Genomic DNA, 22,829 nt, shown 5'->3' on the forward strand with positions numbered 1-22,829 from the left:
GGGCTTTAATTCCTGCAAAATTACAATTAAAAAACGAAATCCGAGATTGAACGTAAACAGAAATAAAGTATATTTATGAAAGTTTCCCAACACATCTTTACATAAAAAAATCTTGAATGATGAAAAGTTTAATCTTAGGAAAAATAGCTCCTGAATTTTTAAAGGAAGAGACTCTTCCCGGGTTATTAGCTCCTATTTTTGAAAAATACAAAAATAAAACAGCATTTATATTTAATGGTAAAAAACTCTCTTATGAAGAACTCAATAACTGGAGTAATGCAATTGCTTTACAGCTTCACAATGAAGGTATAAAGCCGGGCGATAGTGTCGGGGTTTGGTATCCCCGAAGTATGGAGCTTCCAGTTGCTATTTTAGGAATATTAAAGGCCGGAGCCTCTTATGTTCCACTGGACCGGGAGATGCCTGAAGACAGGATAAGAAAAGTTTTTACAGACATTCATGTAAAAGCTTATTTCTCTGATGCAGATGCCGGAATCCATTGTCGGCCTCTAGCCATTGCCCCACAACCGGACACCACTATCCCTCCAATCAGCGATCCGATTAGCTCCGATCAATGGGCATACGTGTTATTTACTTCCGGAAGTACCGGAAATCCTAAAGGAATTCCAATTTCCCACAGGAATATCTGTCATCTTATAAGATCTGAAGAAGATTTCATAGGAATAAAAGATACCGATATTGTATATCAAGGGTTTTCTGTCTCCTTTGACATGTGGTGTGAAGAGGTATGGATCAGTCTTTTTTCCGGTGCAACGATATGGATTGCAGATGCCCTTACTGTAAAAGCTATTGATGAATTAAGTGAGGTATTAATCAGGAATAAAATCACTGTTCTTCATGCAGTACCCAGTATCTTAGCCATCATCGAGGAGGTTCCTTCAGTGAGGATCATCAATACAGGGGGTGAAGCATGCACAAAACAAGTACAGGAAAAATGGGCAAAGCCTTACAGAACCTTCATCAACAGCTATGGTCCCACGGAAACTACAGTATCTTCCAACATGGCTAAGCTGAAGGATGATGACGAGCTTACGATTGGCCATCCTCTACCCAATTATCATCTTGCTGTGGTTGATGAAAATCTGAATATCATACCACGAGGAGAAAGGGGTGAAATGATCATTTCTGGTCCCGGAGTCAGTAATGGCTATTTCAACCTCCCGGAACTAACAGATCAAAAATTCCTGAAAAATCCATTTCCTGAACTTCCCGGCGATACCATTTACAAAACTGGAGATGCTGTTATTATACGGGAAAACGGTTTTATAGATTTTCAGGGAAGAATAGATGACCAGATCAAACTCCGTGGCTACAGGATTGAATTGGGAGAAATAGAAGCCCGGTTGAATCAGCTTCCCGGCATTTCTTCAGCAGCTGTTGCCGTGAAAGAAGACGCTAACGGACAGGGGCAACTCGTTGGCTATACTGTAATGAGTGACGATCATGAATTCGATGAAAATACAATACGTAAAGAGTTAGCAAAGTTTCTGGCACCTTATATGGTTCCCGTCTCGATCATCAAAATGAAGGAAATGCCCAGGATGCCGAGTGGAAAAATTGACCGAAAAAAACTGCCGGTTCCTGAAAGCTTCATCAGTCATGAGAAAAGTGAAGACATTGAAATAAATCCTGAAGCTCCTATCGAAGAAAAACTTTTGCAGACCCTTCATTGGATGTTTCCAGGAAAAGAGATCCAATTACATCAGGACTTTTTTACGGATCTGGGAGGACATTCCTTGCTTGCTGCAACATTAGTTTCTCACCTCCGGCAAAAAGCAGGGATTCCTTACGCTTCTTTAAAAGATATTTATGAAAACAGGCCGCTTTCCGCTTATTCAGATTGCCTTAAAAATAAACACACTGAAAAGGCATCCGATCAGGAACCGTTTACAAGAGTTTCGTCCTTTCAATATTATGCCTGCAATCTTGCACAGACTATTTCTTTACTGGTTGTTTTTGCATTATTTAGTGTACAGATATTTTTCCCCTATCTTAGTTATTATTATTTCCAGCTTAATGGGTACGGAACCGGATTAGCCCTGTTAAGTGCTATTCTTTTGTATACACTCATACCACCGGTTTATTCTGTTATTATTCTTTTAACAAAGTGGCTTTTTATCGGAAAAATAAAAGAAGGTGATTATCCGTTGTGGGGCTGGTATTACTTCAGATGGTGGCTTTGGAAAACCGTAAAAAGACTGATGCCTTCAGAATTTATTGTTGAAACCCCATTGTATCCGAAATATCTGAAATTATTAGGTGTACAAGTTCATCCGAGCGCACAGCTTAGCCTTTTACCTATTGCAGCTGAAGATCTTGTTACCATTGATCAAAACGTAACCACGAGCTCAGGATGTAGTATTGATAATGCATCTGTAGAAAATGGAGTGCTTAAAATAAGAAAAGTACATATTAAAGCACACGCTTATCTTGGTTCTTCAGCTATCGTATGTGGTAATACTGTCATTGAGGAATTCGGAGAACTTCAGGATCTCAGCTGTTTAAATGAAGGAAATACGATCGGATACGGTGAAGTCTGGGATGGTAGCCCGGCTGAAAAGCTAAGAACAAAAAGTAAGGAAGAGACGCAGATTCCACAGCTGGTTTCTGTCGCAAAAAGAAACAAGTATGCTATCATATATGCATGTTCTCTTTTTTTCTTCCCACTTTTAATCGTTTTACCGCTTGCTCCAACATTGTACACCTTGTATTATCTGGACGACCGTTCAGCGGATTACAGCTTCTATTACCTATGGCAGGCACCTATTCTATCTACAATCTACATATTAATTTTTATCGGGGTTGTCAGTATTATCACAAGGTGCCTGCAATACCGTATGAAGCCGGGAATATATCCTGTTTACAGTTTTATCTATTATCGGAAATGGGTAAAAGATCAGATATTTAATCTTGCATTAACCGTCGTACATCCTCTTTTTGCTTCGATTTATATCAGTAAATTTTACAGGATGATGGGAGCTAAAGTGGGCAGAAATTCAGAGATCTCTACAGCAAGCGATGTTTCCCACAATCTTCTGGAAATTGGAGAGGGATCTTTTATTGCTGACGCGGTCATCCTGGGGGAACATGATGTAAGAAATGAAAAACTGATCCTGGCAAAAACCAAGATCGGCAACAATAGTTTTGTAGGAAACAGCGGATTGATCCCACAGGGATATGAATTAGGAGATAATATGCTGATCGGCGTGCTAAGCAAAGCTCCGAATGAAGAACAACTTAAAAACTCTTCTGAAAAAGACTGGTTTGGATCTCCGCCAATCGGACTTCCCTCAAGACAAAAATCGGAGAGCTTTGACAATAGCCTTACCTACAACCCTCCCTTCAGTCTTAAGTTTGCACGTGCTATTGTGGAGGGAATCCGGATTATTCTGCCTCAAACCATTATTATTATCTGCAGTGTATTATTTATTGCCTACACCAGCAATTATCTTGAAGGAAGAATCCATCATTTGATCTTATTTTCTCCATTTTATTATCTGGGAATTGTAGCCCTACCTTCCTTTTTCTTTACGGTAATCCTTAAATGGGTTCTCGTTGGAAAGTATAAAAAAACAGAAATGCCCATGTACAGCCTAAAAGTCTGGTTGAGTGAAGGAATAACTACAGTATATGAGGCACTCCCTGTAATCTTCTTTCTTGATTTCCTGCGGGGAACGATGTGGCTTCCTTTCTTTATGAGATTTTTGGGTGTGAAGATCGGTAAAAGGGTGTGGCTCAATACAACAGATATTACAGAGTACGATATGGTAACGATAGATGACGAAGCAATGTTGAATGAAGACTGTGGGCCGCAGACGCATCTTTTTGAAGATCGTATTATGAAAATAGGAAGTGTAAAAATCGGTAAGCAGACAACCATTAATTCAAGAACCATTATTCTTTACAATACCGAAATAGGTAATAATGTAAATGTTGATGCTCTTTCACTGATCATGAAGGGCGAGGTACTTTCTGATAATACATCCTGGCACGGAAGCCCGATACGAGGAAAATAAAAAAATTATATTATGAACTTTACAATCCGAAAAATAAAAATATCAGACCATCTCCCCATTGTGGATGAGTTGGTAGGAGAGCTTCATGTTTCTGAAAAGGAAATGAATGAGAAAACAGCCGACTGGGGCAAGATCAGAAAACATTATTTGCGCTTTATGACCGACTGTGAGGAAGAGAATAACGGAACATTTCTTATTGCTGACGCAGAGGGAAAAGCTATTGGTTTTTTATTCGGGTATATTGATGAAAAAGATGACAGCAACTTTGAACTAGGAGATGCAGACGACCTGTATGTTTCTGAAGGATATGTAAAGCAGGAATATAGAAAACACGGAGTTTACACTGCCCTAAACAAAGCATTTGAAGAAACCTATAGAGATTTTAATATCCGGAAAATTTACAGATTTACTTTATGCAGTAACCATATTATGCAAAGCTGGCTTGATAAACAAGGCTATAAACCTGTCCGGTTAATGTATGAAAAGTGGCTGTAAAGGATAAAATATATTTGATGAAAGAAAAAAAGTTCTGGTAAGATATTTCTTACCAGAACTTTTTAAATATCGATTATTACTTTGTGACACTTTTTTAATAAGCGCAGACGAAGTCATTATTTTTGTCTGAAATATACCTCGATAGGAACTCCGGTAAATCCGAATTCTTTTCTCAATTGATTTTCAGTAAATCTCTTATACGGCTCTTTTATATATTGTGGAAGATTACAGAAGAATACAAACTGCGGTGACGGCGTAGGAAGCTGCACACAATATTTGATTTTAATGAATTTTCCTTTATTTGCCGGAGGTGGAGTTTGTTCGAAAATAGGAAGCATCACTTCATTTAATTTCGAAGTTTTAATCTTCTTCTTACGGTCTTCATATACCTGCATCGCCACTTCTACCGCCTTCAGTATTCTCTGTTTCGTTAATGCAGATACAAACAGAATTGGAATATCCTGGAACTGCCCGATCTTATCTTTAATTGCTTTTTCAAAATCACGGATCGTATTGGTTTGCTTATCTTCAATCAGATCCCATTTGTTAACCAGGATCACAATTCCTTTTCTGTTCTTCTGTGCTAAACCAAAGATATTCATATCCTGAGATTCCCATCCCTGAGTAGCATCTACCATAATGATCACTACATCAGAATATTCAATAGAACGAATTGATCTCATTACAGAATAAAACTCAAGATCTTCGGAAACTTTAGCCTTACGACGCATCCCCGCAGTATCTACCAATACAAACTCATGCCCGAATTTATTATATAGTGTTTGTATACTGTCTCTGGTTGTTCCCGCAATATCTGTTACAATATTTCTCTCCACATCCAGTAAAGCATTCGTTAAAGTGGATTTTCCTACATTCGGACGACCAGCGATCGTAATTTTAGGCAATCCTTCAAAAGGATCCTGATAATCCGTGGTTGGGAAATCTTTAACGATATCATCTAACAGATCTCCTGTTCCTGATCCTGTAGCAGAAGAAAGTGTATAATATTTTTCGATTCCTAACTGATAAAATTCTGTAGCCGCCAATTCTTCTTTTGCAGAATCTACTTTATTTACAACGATATAAACCGGCTTATTGGATCTTCTTAATAATTCATGAATTTCATAATCCGTATCTGTAAGGCCTTCTTCTACATTAAGCATAAAAATAATAGAAGTAGCTTCATCTACTGCCAGCTGTACCTGTTTACGGATTTCCTCTTCAAAAATATCCTCTGTTCCTACATCATACCCTCCGGTATCAATTACCGTAAATTCTACTCCGTTCCAGTCGGATTTTCCGTAATGACGGTCTCTTGTAACACCTGCAGTAGAGTCTACTATAGCTTCTCTTCTCTCCAGGAAACGGTTAAATAATGTGGATTTTCCTACGTTGGGACGCCCAACGATAGCGACAATGTTTGACATAAAAAATGTTTAATAATCCTTCGATTCTCTCAGGACAAGTTATTAATGAGTTACTCCAACCTTTGGAGCTCAATTTTTTGCAAAGATAGGGCTTTATATCTAGCAATTGAAACTCAAAGTATTAAAAGTATTTAATCCCTTCAATTTTTTATAAAATTTAGCTGATCAAAAATTTTCTATATCACTAATAAATACAAAAATACCATCCATTTATTTTTTTTATAAAGTTGAAAAAATATTTAAAAAAAAAGCAAATACCAAATATCATAATTTAGCTTTTATATCAGAAAAATTAAAAATTTAATTTTATTATTATTTTGGCATGTTTTTTCCTTCTGTAACAAAAATTCATTGTTATATTCATACATTATAGCTTATTTAAGATAAGCAACTTTAAACTCTCCTTAAATTTTCAGCATATCCAACATAATACAGATCTAACAAACACATTGATAATTTAAAATTTACGTTATGAAAAGAAACATTACCTTAAGTATTTGTTTATTACCAGCATTCTATTTTGCACAGGTAGGGATTAATACACAGCTTCCTGATGCGACCTTACATGTAAAATCTCAAAATACAGCCTCAACCGACAAAACATTTTATGTACAAAACGGGAAAGTATCAGATTCCAATAATTTAGAAGTCTACGGTGATAACAGGACCTACATTGGAAAACCAGATAATCAGACACCTGATGCTACAAATGATGCATTACTCAATCTGTATGGCGAAAGCTCGCGATCTAATCTCAGGCTCATTAATCCTCCTTCCACCGAAAACCAGTCGGATGGAAAAGTTAGACCTGGTGTAAACTATAATAAGTTAGCCCCTCTATACATTGATTCAAATGGACATATTGTAAAAGCCTATGATCCTTCTTCTCCTACTGCTTTAAGTTTTGATGGCAACTACACAGTGCCTAATAATTCTGACGGAATAAAAATTATAGACATCACAGCTAAAGGTGTTGTAACATTCAAAGTTTATTCAGGTTTGGTATTAGGTCCGGCTGGTACAGGATCGAATATTCTGGCAACAATAAATTTCGGAGTTAATTCCGGATTTTCAGTATCTAATTTCAGTTCCGCTTCCGGTTCTACATCAACTCGCTATCCGGTAACGAGTTCAACATCTGATAATGGTGATACCAGTATATCTTCTTATACAGCTGATGCAACTTTTAACTTTGGAGCCAATAATACCAGCTTGGTCTTTTTTTATCAAAACGGAGCAATATATGCCAGATTATCTGGAGGGAATATCAATTCTGTAGCGATCAATATTTTTGAATCAAAACGTTTTAGATAAAAATAACAGAAACCTCATTATTAAAATTAATCCGTGGAACAGCTTATTCCACGGATTAATTTTATAAAGCACAAACGTCAACTTTACTTTATGATTTACGAGAAAGTAATTGTAACGAATATTGCAACTCAGGATCTTTTCGTTCTTTTAACAATTTTAAGAAGAAATTATTATCAATCTTATAGTCCGGAATTACACCTGTGCAATTGGGAATATTATCATTTTCATTATTATTGAAAAAGATTTCTGTACGCGGAATAGATATGGTCATTTTAGTATTCGGTAATTTATAAGTAAGAAACCAGGCTGCCGTCGTAAAATTACTACAAGAACCCGTTTCCTTTCCAACGATTTCGCCTCGTTTTTCCTTTTTAAACAGAGAAGCAAAGTAAGTAGCCGCTGAAAATGTACGGTTGTTAATGAGGAGAACAACTTTTCCATCGAAAAACAGTCCATCTCTTGGATAGTTTTTGATATAGGTATCATCCAACCTGTTATTCCCAAAATAATAATCTCCCTTTTCAGATTTATCAAATCGTTGTCTCATAAAATTATTAGAATCCCTGATGTCTTTCTCAGAGTAATATCGGTCAGTCTGCGGATCTATCAGGTAATCACTATAATTGATATCAATGACTTTACTCCCGTATTTATAAGAGTTTGTAAAGATCTTTTCTTTTGACATAAATGAATACAAAAGTGGAATATTGGTAACAGAACCACCAGAGTTGTTACGGATGTCTACAACAAGATTTTTGTATTTTTTGTTTTTAATTTTCTGAAAATATTTCTTCAGCTTCTCATAAAAAAAACTTTCATCATAAGAGAATGATCTTACAGATAAATAAAATGTATCAGGACTAATTTCATACCCAAAGATTCCATAGATTTCGGAACTCACATCAATTGGTAAAACAGCATGCCGGGATTCGTAATTAAATCGTGTAAATGTAATACCTTCCAGACTAGCTTTTTTCTGTTCTCCGTTAAGTGCCTGATATTTGATCGTAAAAGTATGATCTTTATTTTCATTAATAAATGAAACATACATGGATATATCCAAGTCTTCTACTTTAATATTTCCATCTGCTTGTTCAGGAATTTGTTTTAAAATATCCGCAACACTTCTGTTGTTAATTTCCAAAAGCTTACTCCCAACCTCAATGTTGTATTTATTATCTGCATTTACATAAACATTTCCGTTGTTAACATAAGTAATTAGTGGAAAAAAATAAGTAGAATTAAGGTAGTCTTCATGATAATTAGAATCGGGAATAAAAGAAATATGTCCGTCACCTAATACCCTTCCAGGATTATTAATATTAAAATTAATATAGCTGGGATCTTTTTCAATTACTTTCCGAAGGGAATCCAGCTTCTTTGCAATAGCTTCTTTGCTACGAAATCTATAAGGATTAGGGTGCTGATTTAAAAGAATAGCAGTAGCAATATCAAAATCTTTAAGATAAGCATCTTTGTTTATTTCAGAAATTGAATATTGACTAAAAAGAGAGGTAAAAAAAGATAGTAATGAGAAAACAAATATCTTTTTGATCATAATATTATAAATTGAATTAAAAAATGAATCATGATTTTCATGACTTTACAAATTGGATTTAACAAAAAGCTTACACCTTTTATATGGATTTCTCGGATGCCCACGAGCATTACTATAATCCTCCAACGGTTGATCTTGCAGATGGTCAACATTTCTTTTAATAGTGTTTTTAACTACTAGCGTTAATGTTCCACAGATCACTAAAGGTGTAAACACTAAAAATGGAATAAGTTTAAACATTATATTGTTTTAAATTAGAATAAATAAAAATTAAGAAACAAATTACATACCATTGATCCCAAACTGATAAATATCATTTGGCTGAAAAGCCTTTATTTATGGCGGTTTAGCATATCCTCATAAGTCGAAAGCTAACTATACTTAATTTATTATGAACGCAAAATATCTGAGCCCCAGTAAAAAAGCCACCCTTATCAGGATGGCTTGTTATTATATATTTAATACAACAATAAAATTAAGCTATATCAAAGCGGTCCAAATTCATCACCTTTGTCCATGCTGCAGCAAAATCTTTTACAAATTTTTCTTGTGCATCAGCACTTGCATATACTTCCGCAATTGCTCTTAATTCTGAATTGGATCCAAATACGAGATCAGCACGGGTAGCTGTCCACCTTGGCTGTCCGCTTTTACGATCAGTTCCCAGGTATAATTCATTGTCACCAGAGGCTGCTTTCCATTGAGTTCCCATATCAAGCAGATTGACAAAGAAATCATTGGTAAGAACTCCAGGACGATCTGTAAACACCCCGTTTTTAGAGCCGTCAAAATTAGCATCTAATGCTCTCATTCCACCGATTAATACTGTAAGTTCGGGAGCAGTAAGGGTCAGCAATTGCGCTTTATCAATTAATAGGGCTTCAGTAGAAACCGTATATTTCCTTTTTAAATAATTACGGAAACCATCTGCTGCCGGCTCCAGATATCCCATCGATTCAATATCCGTCTGCTCCTGAGAAGCATCCATACGGCCAGGCGTGAAGGAAACCGAAATATCGTGCCCTGCAGCTCTTGCTGCTTTTTCTACAGCTGCTGTTCCTCCTAAAACAATAAGATCTGCTAAAGAAACCTTCTTACCGGAAGTCTGTGAAGCATTAAATTCTGCCTGAATATTTTCCAACACATTCAGAACTTTTTGTAATTGTACAGGATTATTCACTTCCCAATCTTTTTGAGGAGCTAAGCGAATTCTTGCTCCGTTTGCTCCTCCCCGCTTATCACTTCCTCTGAAAGTCGAAGCCGAACCCCATGCAGTTGTGATCAGTTCCTGAGAACTTAACCCCGAATCAAATATTTTCCCTTTCAAAGTTTCAATATCAGAACCATCTATTAAGGCATGATTTACCGCAGGGATAGGATCTTGCCAGATCAGTACTTCATCCGGCACATCCGGTCCAAGATAGCGGGCTCTTGGCCCCATATCTCTGTGCGTAAGTTTGAACCATGCTTTTGCAAACGCTTCAGCCAAAGCATCAGGATTCTCGTAAAAATGTCTTGATATCTTTTCGTAAACCGGATCAAATCTCAGGGAAAGGTCCGTTGTAAGCATGGTCGGTTTATGTTTTTTAGAAGAATCGAATGCATCAGGAATGATCTCAGCTCCATCTTTCGCTACCCATTGATGAGCTCCTGCAGGGCTCTTGGTAAGTTCCCATTCATTTTCAAAAAGATTTTTGAAGAAGTAATTACTCCATTGGGTAGGAGTTTCTGTCCAGGTTACTTCCAGCCCGCTGCTGATCGCATCTGCTCCTTTTCCGGATTTATAACTGCTCGCCCATCCGAGCCCTTGCAATTCAATACCTGCTCCTTCAGGTTCTTTATCTACATGGTCGGCTGGTCCTGCACCATGTGTTTTACCGAAGGTATGTCCTCCTGCAATAAGGGCCACAGTCTCTTCATCATTCATCGCCATACGCCCGAATGTATCACGAATATCTTTAGCTGCAAGGATTGGGTCTGGATTTCCATCCGGACCTTCAGGATTTACATAGATAAGTCCCATTTGTACTGCTGCTAACGGCTTTTCAAGATTTCTGGAATGTACTTTTCCATCCGCGTTATCATCTGTTGGTAACACAGCATGATTTTCCACTACCCCCTCAGAACCATGTGCATATCGGAGATCACCTCCCAGCCATGTTGTTTCGGAGCCCCAGTACACATCCATATCCGGTTCCCAGACATCTTCACGGCCTCCTGCATATCCAAACGTTTTAAAACCCATGGACTCTAACGCAATATTACCGGTGAGAATCAAAAGATCCGCCCATGATATATTTTTACCATATTTTTGTTTTATAGGCCAAAGTAACCTTCTTGCTTTATCCAGACTTACGTTATCCGGCCAGCTATTCAATGGTGCAAAACGCTGCTGACCTGCTCCGGCTCCTCCTCTTCCGTCTCCCACACGATACGTTCCGGCACTATGCCATGCCATACGGATAAACAAAGGACCATAGTGTCCGAAGTCTGCAGGCCACCAATCCTGTGAATCCGTCATTAATGCATGAAGATCTCTTTTTACAGCTTCAAGATCCAGGCTTTTAAATGCTTCAGCATAATTAAAATCTTTATCCATTGGATCGGATAAAGAGGAATGCTGACGTAAAATATCAACTCTTAACTGATTAGGCCACCATTGTTGATTTTGAGTTCCGCCACCAGCTACATTTTGTTTCATTGTTCCATTATGAAACGGACATTTACTGATGTCATTTGAATCTTTTTCCATTGTCGTTTAAATTTTAATATTGATTAATACCGTTTATCTGATCTGAACAAGACAAACTTACAACAACCCATTCAATAAATACGATCTATTGATAAAATTTTTACGATAGTTAAAAACTATAATAAAACTTCTACAGCCCTTGTCTTATTTATTGCAATAAGTTAGCTATATTTAATTGAAAATGAAGCAAAATCAAAACACAGGCCTCCTATTTAGAATGATTCTATCCTTCATAATAAGGAAAAAAAGATTACATTTAAACATATAAACACTAAAATTCAAAAGCATGAAAAAAATATTGATCATCCTTCTGGTAGCTTTTATTATCATTCAGTTTTTTCCTATTGACAAGACCAATCCACCGCTGAATCCGGGTATGGATTTTTTAAAAATAAAAAAAACACAACCTGAGGTCGCCAAACTCATCCGTACATCGTGCTACGACTGTCACTCCAACGAAACGAAGTATCCATGGTACTCAAGCATTGCTCCTTCATCGTGGTTTCTCAAAAATCATATTGATGAAGGCAGAAAGAATTTAAATTTCTCTACCTTTGCAATGTATGAACCTGAAAGACAGGCACACAAATTGCAGGAATGTATTGAAATGATTGAGAAAGAGGAAATGCCTCTGGAATCCTATATTGTCGGTCATCAGGACGCAAAATTAACCCCTGAACAGAGAAAGCAGCTTATACAATATTTTAAAAAAGTAAAAGCAGAAACTGAACGGTCGATGGTATTTTAAAAAAAGTGTTATGCAGGAAAATTGGCAGGATAAATATATTGTCTTCTTTGACGGAGATTGTGGAGTTTGTAATTTCTGGGTACAGTGGATCCTGGAACGCGACAAAAAAAACAAATTCCTTTTTGCTTCTTTACAATCGGATTTCGGCCAGAAGTTCTTATCCGAAAGAGGGTTGGAGACTACTGTTTTCAATACAATGTATCTTTGGAAACCTAATCAGTACTATCTGGTAAAATCTAGAGCTGTTCTTCAGATTGCTCAACTTTTGGGCGGCGTATACCAACTTATTGCGGCCGGAAAAATCATACCGACTTTCTTAAGTGACCAGGTATATGATTTGATTTCAAGAAACAGAATGAAACTTGCTGCTCAAAAATGCTATCTGCCTGATCAAAATCAGAAAAGAAAGTTTATAGAAGTTTAAATTCCTGAATTACAAATGGCAAGTATCATGATATGATTTCACAATACCTGCCATTAAGTAATATTACATATTCTGATTTTCGTATCGAAATTCTAAAATTTTTTCTTCCTTAAATCATTAAACGTGATAAATCTTTGCTGAATCATTAAATAAATTTAGGATTCTGTTCTACAATTATTGATTTAATGACCAAACAGAATAACTATTAGGAGGACATTGAATTTTCACTCTCTTATCAGCCTGTGTTGTAGGATACCAGGTTGATGCTCCTGTAAAATCCTTGATCTGCTGATTGCTCCAATTGGTGTCTACCCATCTTTCCTGCCAGCTTGATGAAGTGTTAATATAAACCACCAGTCCAGGATTACCATTATATCCGTTACGTCTCGCAATATACTCATCATTATCTGTGTAGAGAATAGAGGTTGTCCCTGTTGCTTTATTGTTATGAATCCAGATGAGATTATTTAATCTTTCTTTATTAAGCCACTCCTCGTAATCCCTGTAAAATATGGTAGGATACCCTTCATGAGTCAGGATATAAGCATATGCAGGCATCTTGTTATAAATAATATCAGTATCATGGTTAGCGACAAAAGTAACGGCTTTGTATGGATTTCTTTTCCACATCATATCATCATTCAAAACATTGAGATTTCCGTTATCAAATGCTTCATCCATTTTATAATAGGCCGCAAAATCAAATACAGAACTGTTTGCATTATTTGCCCATGATTCCAGTGTATTAACATTGGAATCCCATAATTCCCCTACCGAAAAACCGCCTACCTTCGCATTCCAGTTATTAACCACCCACGCACCAAAACCTTTTACATAATCAAATCTCCATCCATCAAACTTCATTACATTCTTATAGTATTTACCAACGGAATCATCTCTTCCCCAAAGCCAGTCCTGAACATGGGGATTAGCATGGCATAAATCCGGAAAACCGCCGAAAGAGCCTTCGTCGTTATTTCCGTAGGCATTTTTATAAAAATCATTGTAGTTTCTGGTAAATTTTCCTGAAGCTATTCCTGAAAAATTCGTCCATGTATTGGTTCCAGTATAAGGATTTGCTTCCGACTGCCCTCCACTGTTATGGTTGATCACAATATCCGCATAAACCTGCATGTTTTCTGAGTGTGCTTTGGTGATCAATGCTTCCAGCTCAGCCCTCGAACCAAAACGGGTTTCCACACTTCCGTTTTGATTAAAGTTTCCAAAATCGTAATAGTCGGTAGGATCATATCCCATTGAATAAGCTCCGTTCTGTGCTTTGGATGCGGGAGGTAACCAAACTGCCCCGATTCCTGCATTGGACCAACCGGTAAGTTTATCTTTTACTGTATTCCACCAGTTTCCGCCATCCGGAACATCCCAGTAGAAACCCTGCATCAGAACACTTCCTCCCGGACCTGCAACAAATTTACCATTTACTGACTCTTTTCCAGTACTGAACGGCCTTCCATCATGACGAGTGACCTGTACTATTTTGGAATGAACTTCTTGTTCCCCCGAAGTGTTCCCGACTCCTTCATCATTGGTTTCACAGGAATTCATGATTCCCAAAGCCATTAATGAAAATAAGAAAGATGTTTTTTTCATAGTCTGTTTTTTAATTATTAATATAATAACTAAATTACACTTTTATTAAAATAAATTCCACTTAACGTGAATAAATTTACTTAGACTCAAATATATGCTCTAAAATAGTATCATAAATTTTCATTAAAAAATCATAAACTTTTAAGATTATCGGCACAATTTTTCTTTTAATCCATATATTTGCATATTATGGAATATAACACCCAAAAAACGCAACTTAATATGCCGGAATACGGCAGAATTATACAACAGTTGGTTGAGCGTTGCAAAGAACTCCCTTCTAAAGAGGAGAGAAATGAAATGGCAATGGCAATCATCGATTTTATGGGACAAAGAAACCCACAACTTCGCGACGAAGAAAATTATAAACATAAACTTTGGGATCATCTTTACATTTTAGCCAATCATGATCTTGATGTAGATTCTCCTTATCCTTTTCCGACGAAAGAACAGCTTGAAGAAAAGCCAAAGAGAATGGAATACCCGAAACTTCAGGGTGATTTTAAATTTTACGGAAAAAGTATTCTTCAATTAATTGAAAAGGCTATAGAGCTTGAGGCCGGAGATGAAAAAGAAGCTCTTATTGAAGTGATTGCCAACAACATGAAGAAATCCTATAATGTTTATAATAAAGAGCATGTTACTGATGATGTGATTTTCCGTCATTTGAAAGAGCTTTCGGAAAACAGACTGGACCTTACAGGTATAGAATCCCTTGAGAAAAGTAAAATCTATTACAATACCAACAACCGAGGCAACAACAATAACAATAGTAATCGCAACAGCAATAATAAAAATCAAACCAACAAAAGAAGACATAACAATAACAACCATAAAAACAGAAAGTAAATGAGTGGAACGTTTCAAATAAGAGGAGGAAAAAGACTGCAAGGTGAAATTACTCCACAAGGGGCAAAAAATGAAGCTTTACAAATTTTATGTGCAGTTTTACTAACTGATGAGGAGGTAACCATTAAAAACATTCCTGACATTCACGACGTAAACAGGTTAATTGAAATTCTAGGCGATTTTGGTGTAAAAATCACTAAAAACGGGCCTGGAAATTACACTTTTAAGGCTGATCACGTTAATTTCGACTATGTAAAATCCAGCGAATTCAAAAAGGACGGTGCTAAATTACGTGGTTCTATTATGCTTATGGGCCCTATGCTGGCCAGATATGGTGAAGCTTATATGCCAACTCCGGGTGGAGACAAAATCGGACGACGACGACTGGACACTCATTTCCAGGGGTTAGTAGAATTAGGTGCCGAATTTCACTATGACGAAGAAGAATATTTTTACTCTTTAAAAGCTAAGGAGCTAAACGGGAAATTCATCTTACTGGAGGAGGCTTCAGTAACCGGTACTGCAAACATTGTTATGGCAGCAGTATTGGCGAAAGGAAAAACAAGAATTTACAATGCAGCTTGTGAACCTTATCTTCAGCAACTTTGTAAGATGCTGAACAGAATGGGAGCTAATATTTCCGGAATAGGTTCAAACCTATTAACGATTGAAGGAGTTACCCATTTGCGAGGTACGGAACATACGATGCTTCCCGACATGGTAGAAATAGGTTCATGGATTGGTCTTGCTGCAATGACAAAATCCGAGCTTACTATAAAAAATGTAAACTGGAATCAGCTGGGAGTAATCCCTAATACCTTCAGAAAATTGGGAATCCAGCTTGAACAAAGCAACGATGACATTTATATTCCGGCTCAGGAAAATTATAAAATTCAGAAATTCATTGATGGATCTATCCTTACTATTTCGGATGCTCCATGGCCGGGATTCACTCCTGACCTGCTTTCTATTATCCTGGTAGTTGCTACACAGGCGAAAGGAAGCATACTGGTTCATCAGAAAATGTTTGAATCAAGATTGTTTTTTGTAGATAAGTTAATTGATATGGGAGCGCAGATTATTTTATGTGATCCACACAGAGCGACCGTAATTGGCCTTAACCAGGAAGCTCCCCTTCGTGGGACAACCATGGTTTCCCCGGATATCAGAGCCGGAAACGCTCTTCTTATTGCAGCTTTATCTGCCGAGGGAAAATCTATTATCCACAATATTGAACAGATTGACAGAGGATACGAAAATATCGACGGAAGACTAAAAGCAATTGGAGCGGATATCGAAAGAATATAAAAAGAAAAAGCGTTCAGGACCCCTGAACGCTTTTTCTTTTTATAAGGCCTGGTTTACCAGCCGCCGCCTCCACCGCCACCTCCGCCGCCGCCGGAGAAACCTCCACCGCCAGATCCGCTTCCGGAACTGGAAGGTTGTGTAGATGCAGATTGTATAGATTTGGTAAGGCTCGAGTTCAATGTATTTCCAAAGCTATAATGATTTATAGAATTTCCAATATACCAGCTATGAACATATTCTGTTCCGTTAGCCATATTTTTCAACAAGGTATCAAATTTTTTACCCCAGATTTCATCTACTCCCAAAACCATAGCAAAGGGCAAAAGAGTTTCAAAAACCTGCGGTGTCAATTGTGGTGGATTATGGAATTTTAACTGTTCATTTTCCGCTGCTCCCATGTACATTTTGAAACCTTCAATCAGTGATTTTTTCTGTAATTTCTCTTCTGACGGCCTTTTGATCAGATATTGATAGATCATCAGTGAAGTAAATGCCAGGGCAATGAAAATGTAACAGATATTGAAATTACCGCTTTCAGTTATTTCATGACCGTTACTGATTAAGCCACCTATTCCAAATAGTATGCAAAATGGAATTGGAATGAGAAATTTCCAGGAAAGGCTTTTAAATAAAAATGTAACTAAAATAAATGCCACAAAAAGTATAACATACACTGCAATTCCGATGACAACCTTTTCCGCTTCCGGATAAATAGTATAACTTATATATAAACCAAGCATATACACTATTGTAATAAGTAAAGTAGGCAATACTAATTTTCCTGTGTTATTTCCTTCATTGAGAAATTTATCATGTTGGAATTTCAGCGTTTCCTTAAAATTCGTAACCACTCTTTCAATTCTGGAATCATATTTCCCATCAAACTTTACAGTATCGATGTTATCTGAAAAAAGCGTATTCATGAAATTAATTTCTTCTTTTGGTAAAGACTCATCTGCTTCTTTCAATTTTTTAAGGGTAAATATTTTTGAACTGAAAAGACCAAGAATTCCGGAATCTTCTCCTTCAATGATCTGAACATATCCTTTTATGGCCAGATTGACAATAGCTGCCGTCAGATATTTATTTTTGAAATTCTCATTTCTCAAATACCCTAAAGAAGCAGGAGAAAGATTTTCGGGAACATTAAACTGCGGATAAACTATTGGTTTTTCAGGATCCACGCCATATTTTCTCCATGTTGAGTAATAATAGAAGATCAATCCGATAAAAACGATAAACCCACCAATTAAAATTCCAAACTTTTCAAAGAAAGTGGGTGGCGGAGGAGGAATCATCACTCCTTTATTAAATCCTACGGCCACAGTAAGCCCTTCATTAGACTTAAGATCTGTCGCGGTCCATTCTATCGAACGATCAGACAAAACCTTTACAGTACAGTTCTGCGAACTGCTGCCATACGCTCCTGTATAACAGGAGTTCTGAAGTATTTTAGCGCCCTCCGGAAGGTTAATTGTAGCAGAGACAGAATCAATATCAAAATCCCAATAGGTTCCGTTTACATTCCAGTAAACCTCATCATATTTATCAAAAAAACCGATCTGGTTCTCTGTTTTATACCTGATCTCATATTCATAATCTCCCGGACTCAGTATAATGTCTTTATTTCCAACATATATTTTTAAAAAGCCATCTTCTATTACGTCATGATAATCTTCTTCTACTCCATTTTTTTTAATGGAGAGGATGGTATACTTAACTTTCTGATTTTTGTTATTCAGATTTCTGGAAAGCGGCAATGCCCGATAGATCCCTCGTTTAATCTGATCTCCCAGACTATGAACTTTGATATCTTCCGTTATCGTAAGACCTGAACTTTTATCGACATCAATATCAGAATGAAAGGAGAGAATTTTTTCGGTATTTTCTACGATGGCCATTTGATCGGGACGCCGGGGCTCTTCCTGACTGAAACCCAATACAAATGCTAACAGAACAAAAAGCAACAGATTTTTTTTCATTGCTTAAAATTTCACAGATGGAACTTCTCTTTCAGCTATATTTTGTAATTCAAAGAAAGCAGATTTTTCAAATTTATACATATTAGCAATGATATTGCTTGGAAAAGATTCTACCAGCGTGTTATTCTCACGAACCGTTCCGTTGTAATACCTTCTTGATTTTTCAATATCATTCTCTATAGAAGTAAGCTCCGATTGCAGCTGCTGAAAATTGGTATTGGCTTTCAGATCAGGATACTGTTCAGCTACGGCAAAAAGATTCATCATGGCTTGGTTCAGATTTTTTTCAGCTGCTTCCTTAGCTTCAACAGAATTAGCTCCTATAGCCTGAGACCTCGCTCTTGTAACACTATCTAAAGTTTCACGCTCGTGGGTTGCATATCCTTTCACCGTTTCTACAAGGTTCGGAATAAGATCATGACGTTTTTTAAGCATAACATCAATACTGCTCCACCCTTCCTGAACCAGGTTCCTCAGTTTCACCAAACGATTATAAATAGAAACTCCATATAAAAGAAACAAAACAATTACAGCGACAATGATAATTAGTATGGTCATAGATTTTTAATTTATTGTAGTTAAAAGTACTATTTTTTCAGATACTGTTTACCATAAAAAAAGTGCCCGGTAAACCGGAACACTTTCGTAATTAAAACTATATGAATCTCCCCTAAAAATACTTCCTGCAGGTATACTCCACACTGGTATTTAAAAGTTTATTTTTATTCAGATAATGCTCAAGCTGCCGGCAATCATCTGAATCTGCATTAATGTACAACTGTACTGAACCAAAATTACGTCCCTCTATATATTCCACATTGGCAGATAACACCCTGTGACAAATTCCGAACTGGTTATAAATGACATTCAGAATGTTTTCAAACTTCATTTTGCCATTTAATTCTATTTCCAGTATTAATTCTTTTTTTGGCAGGTTAATTTTATTTTGTAAAACCTGCAGGTTCGGATTTGGTGTTATCATCACTCAACTTTTTTGGTTAGACTACTTTGATTTCACATTTTCTTATTGCGTTAAATCTTTAGCAAAAATATAAAAAAATATTAGTCCACCAAATTAGTAGACTAATATTTTTCAATTTTAACATAAAAAAAGAGAAGCTCTTCACTTCTCCTTATTTTTACAACTGTTTTATTCTTTCCAATTTATCTGAGGCAGCCAATCCATTAGGATTACAACCGGGTTCTCCTTCAGGTACTTTAATTTTCTTTTTTTCATAGAATTCTTCCCAGAACAGGTTGGTCTTTCCTGTCTTAGGATCAATAAATGTCATCGGCTCCAGCTTAAAAATATGATACTCTCTAAATGCTCTTTCAATAAAATCCGAACAATAATAGGAATTGTCATCCAGAATATAATTGAAATTATAAGGTTTCCCGATCATTGATTCAGCTTTTGCAATAGCAGACGGAATGGTATATTGATAATTATCTTTTAGCCGGTACACTACAACATTTTGCTGATCCTTCACCTGATCCTTTACAAAATTTTTAAGGGACTGTTTTTGAGATCCTCCTTCAGGCGCTGCATGCAATACAAAAAATGCATTACCTTCTTTTTTCAGAATACCTATATGATCAAAAGAAGCATTTTTTTGCCTTTGTGTTACATTATTGATCGCTCCCGACAAACCAGACTCTTTTGCCGTTACAAAAAGTAAGTCCCCATTTTTAAGATCTTCATTTTTAATGCTTTTGCATGCTGATATCAGAAATAAAAGAACAATGCATACAACAGGATAAACCGGGTTATTTTTTAAAATTTGATTCATAACATTCAATCCAGTCTTCGACGGTCATTTTTTTACTTAGCTCAGCAATTAGTTCAAAAGGAATATCCTCCATTTTTTTAAAACGGATACAGGATTTCCCCATATCAAGCTTTTTCGTTGAATGCTTCGGAAATTCTTCAACAAACCACTCCAGAAGATCCGGCTTTGCGTAGATTCCCATATGATAGAGTGCAATAAAATTCTTTTGGGAAGCCAGGCTGATAAACGGCAGAGGTGATCCGGGTGTACAATGGTATCCGGCGGGATAAGTTTCCAACGGAACGCCCCACCCTACCATTCCATAACCAGTATTGCTACTAAAGCCTTTGGGTAAATTATTGTTTACAGCATCAAACAGTTTTTTAAAAGCCTCTTTCCTTTCTTCAGGAATCCGGGCGATATACTCTTCTATAGAGGTTGTATGGATTTGCATATTCGTTCAGTTTTATCAGTTTCCAAAATAACAAAATTAAAAGACAACTTCATATCATTATATATCAAATAAAAAAAGGCAGTCATTCTCATAACTGCCTTTCTTTATAATCTACATTAAGGATCTATTGTTTGATAGCCTTTACTGTTGTTTTTGAACCGTCTTTAAATTGAATATTCACAAAATACAATCCTGAATTCAATGTACTTAAATTGATTTCTTTCGTCGGATTTTCAATTGTTTTCACCAACCTTCCTGCCACATCCGTAACCGTAACAGCTTTAACATCTTTGGTATCTGAAATATACAATACATCTTTGAAAGGATTCGGATGAACATTCACCGTTTTTTTGTTTGCGTTTACTTCAGAAGTGCTTAGTTGTGCAGATTCTACCGTAAAGTTGTCAACAAAGAAATTATAATCCGGAGCATCATCTACTGTTCCGTCCGTTCCATAAAAGGCAAAGACTGTATTTGCACTGGTGTTACTTACCAGATCATAAGAATAATTAGTCGATACATTAGTAGCCGGGCTGTTTACATCCCAAGTCTTCAATATATTCCAAGTACTTCCACCATCATTGGAGACCATAAAATGTATTATATCATCAGAACCCATTGGAGAAGAAGCAGTTCCTGAATAGGTTGTTGCTCCGTAATCAAATTTTACTTTGTAACCACCTGCTGAGAGATCAAATGGTACTGTTTTTAGCCATCCTGTGCTATTTGTCGTGTAAAGATTGATTCTTATGGAACCTGTGGTCCCTACATTTAAAAATCCATCCTGCACCCAATATGTTGTAGATCCCGTAGGGCCTGTTGTAGGGGTACCTCCGGAAAGATTATTTGCCCAGCAATTTCCAGGTATAGAATCAAAAGTGTTTGTATACGGAGGTATCATTGCTCCGCATAAGGTTGTAAAAGTACCACCAATTGACCATCCGCTCTGGCTTGTTGCCGTTGTACAATTCGTTCTCACCCAATAATAATAGGTTGTTGATGAAGACAAGCTTCCAATAGTAGTTGATGTTCCGGTAACTCCCGTAATATTCGGAGTTGTAGCACTTGTAGGAGGCGTGTTTGTTGTACTGTAATACACATCATAACTTGCTGCTGTTGTTGTCGGAGGAATTGTCCACGAAACCTGCGCTGAATTTGAAGTAAGTGTTCCTACAGGCTGAAGCGTCGGAGCCGAACAATCTGTGAAAGCATCCGCTGAAAACGCAAAAATATTCGAAATTCCTGACCCGGCACTTTTCGCAATGGTTATGCTTTGTATCGGTTTCGTAACATTAGCCGCATCAATGGTAAGTACAGATTGATATAATCTGGGATTTGTCGTACTGGATTCCAATACGTTATTTGTCCTGTTAATCCTTCCGATTCCCTGGATGGCATAATTCGATCCCCCATACCAATCCGAAAGGGCAAGGCCTGAAAATACCTGAGTAGTATTATCTGTAAAAGTTACCGTAGCACTTACGGTAGATGTCCCACTACCACTTGTTGAAAGCATGTACAGTTTAAAAGCCGCCTTGGGAGTCCCAAAAACCAAAGTTCCGGATTGGCCTATGGTTGCAAGCCTTAAAGAGTTATTTCCACTTAGATCTCCCAGTTGATAGCTGAGGCCCGGTGTACTTCCCACTACGGAATTGATAATTCCATTTACAGGAATTCCATAATTTATAGGGGTACTTGAGGAAGTAAGCTGGAAGTCCCTTGCCACAAATGCAAAAGAAACCCCATCTACATCCATTGTTGTAGACGTCATGGATGAACCTATCCCATTCGCAATAACATCTGCAGTATATCCTGATTGTACAGGCATTGTTTGAAAGTTTTGAGCCATCGCATGTGACCCGAAAAACAGAGCACACGTACTTAATGCTCCAAAAAGTAGATTTATTTTCATAGTATTTAACATTAGCTCAGTAAATTTATAAAAAAATCAACACAAAACAACTTTATTTAAACAATATATAATAATTTAATATTATAATATACATAATCAACAATAATTAAAATAAAAATTAAAAACAATCATCAATATTAAAAATTAAATAAATATTGAAAAGACAATCAGAGGATTACAGATTTTAACCTC

At 36.8% G+C, this 22,829-nt stretch carries 17 protein-coding genes; 7 read left to right on the plus strand and 10 right to left on the minus strand.

What is annotated here, in order from left to right; genetic code table 11:
• Positions 1 to 116 precede the first annotated feature (116 nt).
• Together PFY10_09355 and PFY10_09360 are read left to right on the plus strand one after the other, a co-directional pair.
• On the plus strand, positions 117 to 4,037 hold the full coding sequence (locus tag PFY10_09355; protein ID WBV58652.1) for an amino acid adenylation domain-containing protein: 3,921 nt from the start codon (positions 117 to 119) through the stop codon (positions 4,035 to 4,037).
• A gap of 12 nt (positions 4,038 to 4,049) precedes the next feature.
• On the plus strand, positions 4,050 to 4,532 hold the full coding sequence (locus PFY10_09360) for a GNAT family N-acetyltransferase (GenBank protein ID WBV58653.1): 483 nt from the start codon (positions 4,050 to 4,052) through the stop codon (positions 4,530 to 4,532).
• 116 nt (positions 4,533 to 4,648) lie between these two features.
• Here the strand turns inward: PFY10_09360 and der are convergent, their stop codons facing one another.
• Positions 4,649 to 5,959: a ribosome biogenesis GTPase Der gene (gene der / locus PFY10_09365; protein WBV58654.1), complete on the minus strand. Its 1,311-nt coding sequence runs from the start codon at positions 5,957 to 5,959 to the stop codon at positions 4,649 to 4,651.
• A gap of 471 nt (positions 5,960 to 6,430) precedes the next feature.
• Here der and PFY10_09370 point away from each other — a divergent pair, with 471 nt between their 5' ends.
• The gene (locus PFY10_09370) at positions 6,431 to 7,273 is read left to right on the plus strand and encodes a hypothetical protein (GenBank protein ID WBV58655.1); all 843 of its coding nucleotides are present in this window, start codon (positions 6,431 to 6,433) and stop codon (positions 7,271 to 7,273) included.
• An 88-nt stretch (positions 7,274 to 7,361) separates the two neighbouring features.
• Here the strand turns inward: PFY10_09370 and PFY10_09375 are convergent, their stop codons facing one another.
• Together PFY10_09375 and katG are read right to left on the minus strand one after the other, a co-directional pair.
• Positions 7,362 to 8,831, minus strand: a complete 1,470-nt coding sequence (locus tag PFY10_09375; GenBank protein ID WBV58656.1) for a S41 family peptidase — start codon at positions 8,829 to 8,831, stop codon at positions 7,362 to 7,364.
• Positions 8,832 to 9,306: 475 nt separating this feature from the next.
• Positions 9,307 to 11,583 carry a catalase/peroxidase HPI gene (gene katG, locus PFY10_09380; GenBank protein ID WBV58657.1) on the minus strand — a complete coding sequence of 759 codons (2,277 nt, stop codon included), beginning with the start codon at positions 11,581 to 11,583 and terminating at the stop codon, positions 9,307 to 9,309.
• Positions 11,584 to 11,869: 286 nt separating this feature from the next.
• On the opposite strand from katG, the gene PFY10_09385 reads away from it, so the two are divergent.
• Both PFY10_09385 and PFY10_09390 read left to right on the plus strand, forming a co-directional pair.
• The gene (locus PFY10_09385; GenBank protein ID WBV58658.1) at positions 11,870 to 12,331 is read left to right on the plus strand and encodes a heme-binding domain-containing protein; all 462 of its coding nucleotides are present in this window, start codon (positions 11,870 to 11,872) and stop codon (positions 12,329 to 12,331) included.
• Positions 12,332 to 12,341: 10 nt separating this feature from the next.
• On the plus strand, positions 12,342 to 12,755 hold the full coding sequence (locus tag PFY10_09390) for a DCC1-like thiol-disulfide oxidoreductase family protein (protein ID WBV58659.1): 414 nt from the start codon (positions 12,342 to 12,344) through the stop codon (positions 12,753 to 12,755).
• A 174-nt stretch (positions 12,756 to 12,929) separates the two neighbouring features.
• Here the strand turns inward: PFY10_09390 and PFY10_09395 are convergent, their stop codons facing one another.
• Complete coding sequence (locus PFY10_09395; protein ID WBV58660.1) at positions 12,930 to 14,363, minus strand: alpha-amylase; 1,434 nt, start codon at positions 14,361 to 14,363, stop codon at positions 12,930 to 12,932.
• Between the two features lie 189 nt (positions 14,364 to 14,552).
• Between PFY10_09395 and PFY10_09400 the strand changes: the two genes are divergently transcribed.
• Positions 14,553 to 15,212, plus strand: coding sequence for a DUF4290 domain-containing protein (locus tag PFY10_09400; GenBank protein ID WBV58661.1), 660 nt, complete (start codon positions 14,553 to 14,555; stop codon positions 15,210 to 15,212).
• Entirely contained in the window at positions 15,213 to 16,520 is a 1,308-nt protein-coding gene (gene murA / locus PFY10_09405) for a UDP-N-acetylglucosamine 1-carboxyvinyltransferase (protein WBV58662.1), read from the plus strand.
• Between the two features lie 53 nt (positions 16,521 to 16,573).
• Here murA and PFY10_09410 read toward each other — a convergent pair whose 3' ends face one another.
• The 6 genes from PFY10_09410 to PFY10_09435 form a co-directional block, all read right to left on the minus strand.
• Positions 16,574 to 18,502 (minus strand): DUF2207 domain-containing protein, encoded by a 1,929-nt coding sequence (locus PFY10_09410; GenBank protein ID WBV58663.1) that lies wholly within the window; start codon positions 18,500 to 18,502, stop codon positions 16,574 to 16,576.
• Between the two features lie 3 nt (positions 18,503 to 18,505).
• Positions 18,506 to 19,060 (minus strand): LemA family protein, encoded by a 555-nt coding sequence (locus PFY10_09415; GenBank protein WBV58664.1) that lies wholly within the window; start codon positions 19,058 to 19,060, stop codon positions 18,506 to 18,508.
• Between the two features lie 112 nt (positions 19,061 to 19,172).
• Positions 19,173 to 19,484, minus strand: a complete 312-nt coding sequence (locus PFY10_09420; GenBank protein ID WBV58665.1) for a cysteine methyltransferase — start codon at positions 19,482 to 19,484, stop codon at positions 19,173 to 19,175.
• Positions 19,485 to 19,641: 157 nt separating this feature from the next.
• Positions 19,642 to 20,292 (minus strand): YiiX/YebB-like N1pC/P60 family cysteine hydrolase, encoded by a 651-nt coding sequence (locus tag PFY10_09425; protein WBV58666.1) that lies wholly within the window; start codon positions 20,290 to 20,292, stop codon positions 19,642 to 19,644.
• Positions 20,270 to 20,725: a DUF1801 domain-containing protein gene (locus PFY10_09430; GenBank protein ID WBV58667.1), complete on the minus strand. Its 456-nt coding sequence runs from the start codon at positions 20,723 to 20,725 to the stop codon at positions 20,270 to 20,272. Before PFY10_09430 ends, PFY10_09425 begins: the two co-directional genes overlap by 23 nt.
• 124 nt (positions 20,726 to 20,849) lie before the next feature.
• The gene (locus tag PFY10_09435) at positions 20,850 to 22,637 is read right to left on the minus strand and encodes a T9SS type A sorting domain-containing protein (GenBank protein WBV58668.1); all 1,788 of its coding nucleotides are present in this window, start codon (positions 22,635 to 22,637) and stop codon (positions 20,850 to 20,852) included.
• Between the last annotated feature and the right edge of the window lie 192 nt (positions 22,638 to 22,829).

The sequence above is a fragment of the Chryseobacterium daecheongense genome (assembly GCA_027920525.1).
GTDB classification, from domain to species: Bacteria; Bacteroidota; Bacteroidia; order Flavobacteriales; family Weeksellaceae; genus Chryseobacterium; species Chryseobacterium proteolyticum.

Excerpts from the sequence above, each read along its gene's own strand:
- PFY10_09355 (WBV58652.1), top strand. The coding sequence starts at position 117 with ATGATGAAAAGTTTAATCTTAGGAAAAATAGCTCCTGAATTTTTAAAG.
- PFY10_09360 (WBV58653.1), top strand. The coding sequence starts at position 4,050 with ATGAACTTTACAATCCGAAAAATAAAAATATCAGACCATCTCCCCATT.
- der (WBV58654.1), bottom strand. The coding sequence starts at position 5,959 with ATGTCAAACATTGTCGCTATCGTTGGGCGTCCCAACGTAGGAAAATCC.
- PFY10_09370 (WBV58655.1), top strand. The coding sequence starts at position 6,431 with ATGAAAAGAAACATTACCTTAAGTATTTGTTTATTACCAGCATTCTAT.
- PFY10_09375 (WBV58656.1), bottom strand. The coding sequence starts at position 8,831 with ATGATCAAAAAGATATTTGTTTTCTCATTACTATCTTTTTTTACCTCT.
- katG (WBV58657.1), bottom strand. The coding sequence starts at position 11,583 with ATGGAAAAAGATTCAAATGACATCAGTAAATGTCCGTTTCATAATGGA.
- PFY10_09385 (WBV58658.1), top strand. The coding sequence starts at position 11,870 with ATGAAAAAAATATTGATCATCCTTCTGGTAGCTTTTATTATCATTCAG.
- PFY10_09390 (WBV58659.1), top strand. The coding sequence starts at position 12,342 with ATGCAGGAAAATTGGCAGGATAAATATATTGTCTTCTTTGACGGAGAT.
- PFY10_09395 (WBV58660.1), bottom strand. The coding sequence starts at position 14,363 with ATGAAAAAAACATCTTTCTTATTTTCATTAATGGCTTTGGGAATCATG.
- PFY10_09400 (WBV58661.1), top strand. The coding sequence starts at position 14,553 with ATGGAATATAACACCCAAAAAACGCAACTTAATATGCCGGAATACGGC.
- murA (WBV58662.1), top strand. The coding sequence starts at position 15,213 with ATGAGTGGAACGTTTCAAATAAGAGGAGGAAAAAGACTGCAAGGTGAA.
- PFY10_09410 (WBV58663.1), bottom strand. The coding sequence starts at position 18,502 with ATGAAAAAAAATCTGTTGCTTTTTGTTCTGTTAGCATTTGTATTGGGT.
- PFY10_09415 (WBV58664.1), bottom strand. The coding sequence starts at position 19,060 with ATGACCATACTAATTATCATTGTCGCTGTAATTGTTTTGTTTCTTTTA.
- PFY10_09420 (WBV58665.1), bottom strand. The coding sequence starts at position 19,484 with ATGATAACACCAAATCCGAACCTGCAGGTTTTACAAAATAAAATTAAC.
- PFY10_09425 (WBV58666.1), bottom strand. The coding sequence starts at position 20,292 with ATGAATCAAATTTTAAAAAATAACCCGGTTTATCCTGTTGTATGCATT.
- PFY10_09430 (WBV58667.1), bottom strand. The coding sequence starts at position 20,725 with ATGCAAATCCATACAACCTCTATAGAAGAGTATATCGCCCGGATTCCT.
- PFY10_09435 (WBV58668.1), bottom strand. The coding sequence starts at position 22,637 with ATGAAAATAAATCTACTTTTTGGAGCATTAAGTACGTGTGCTCTGTTT.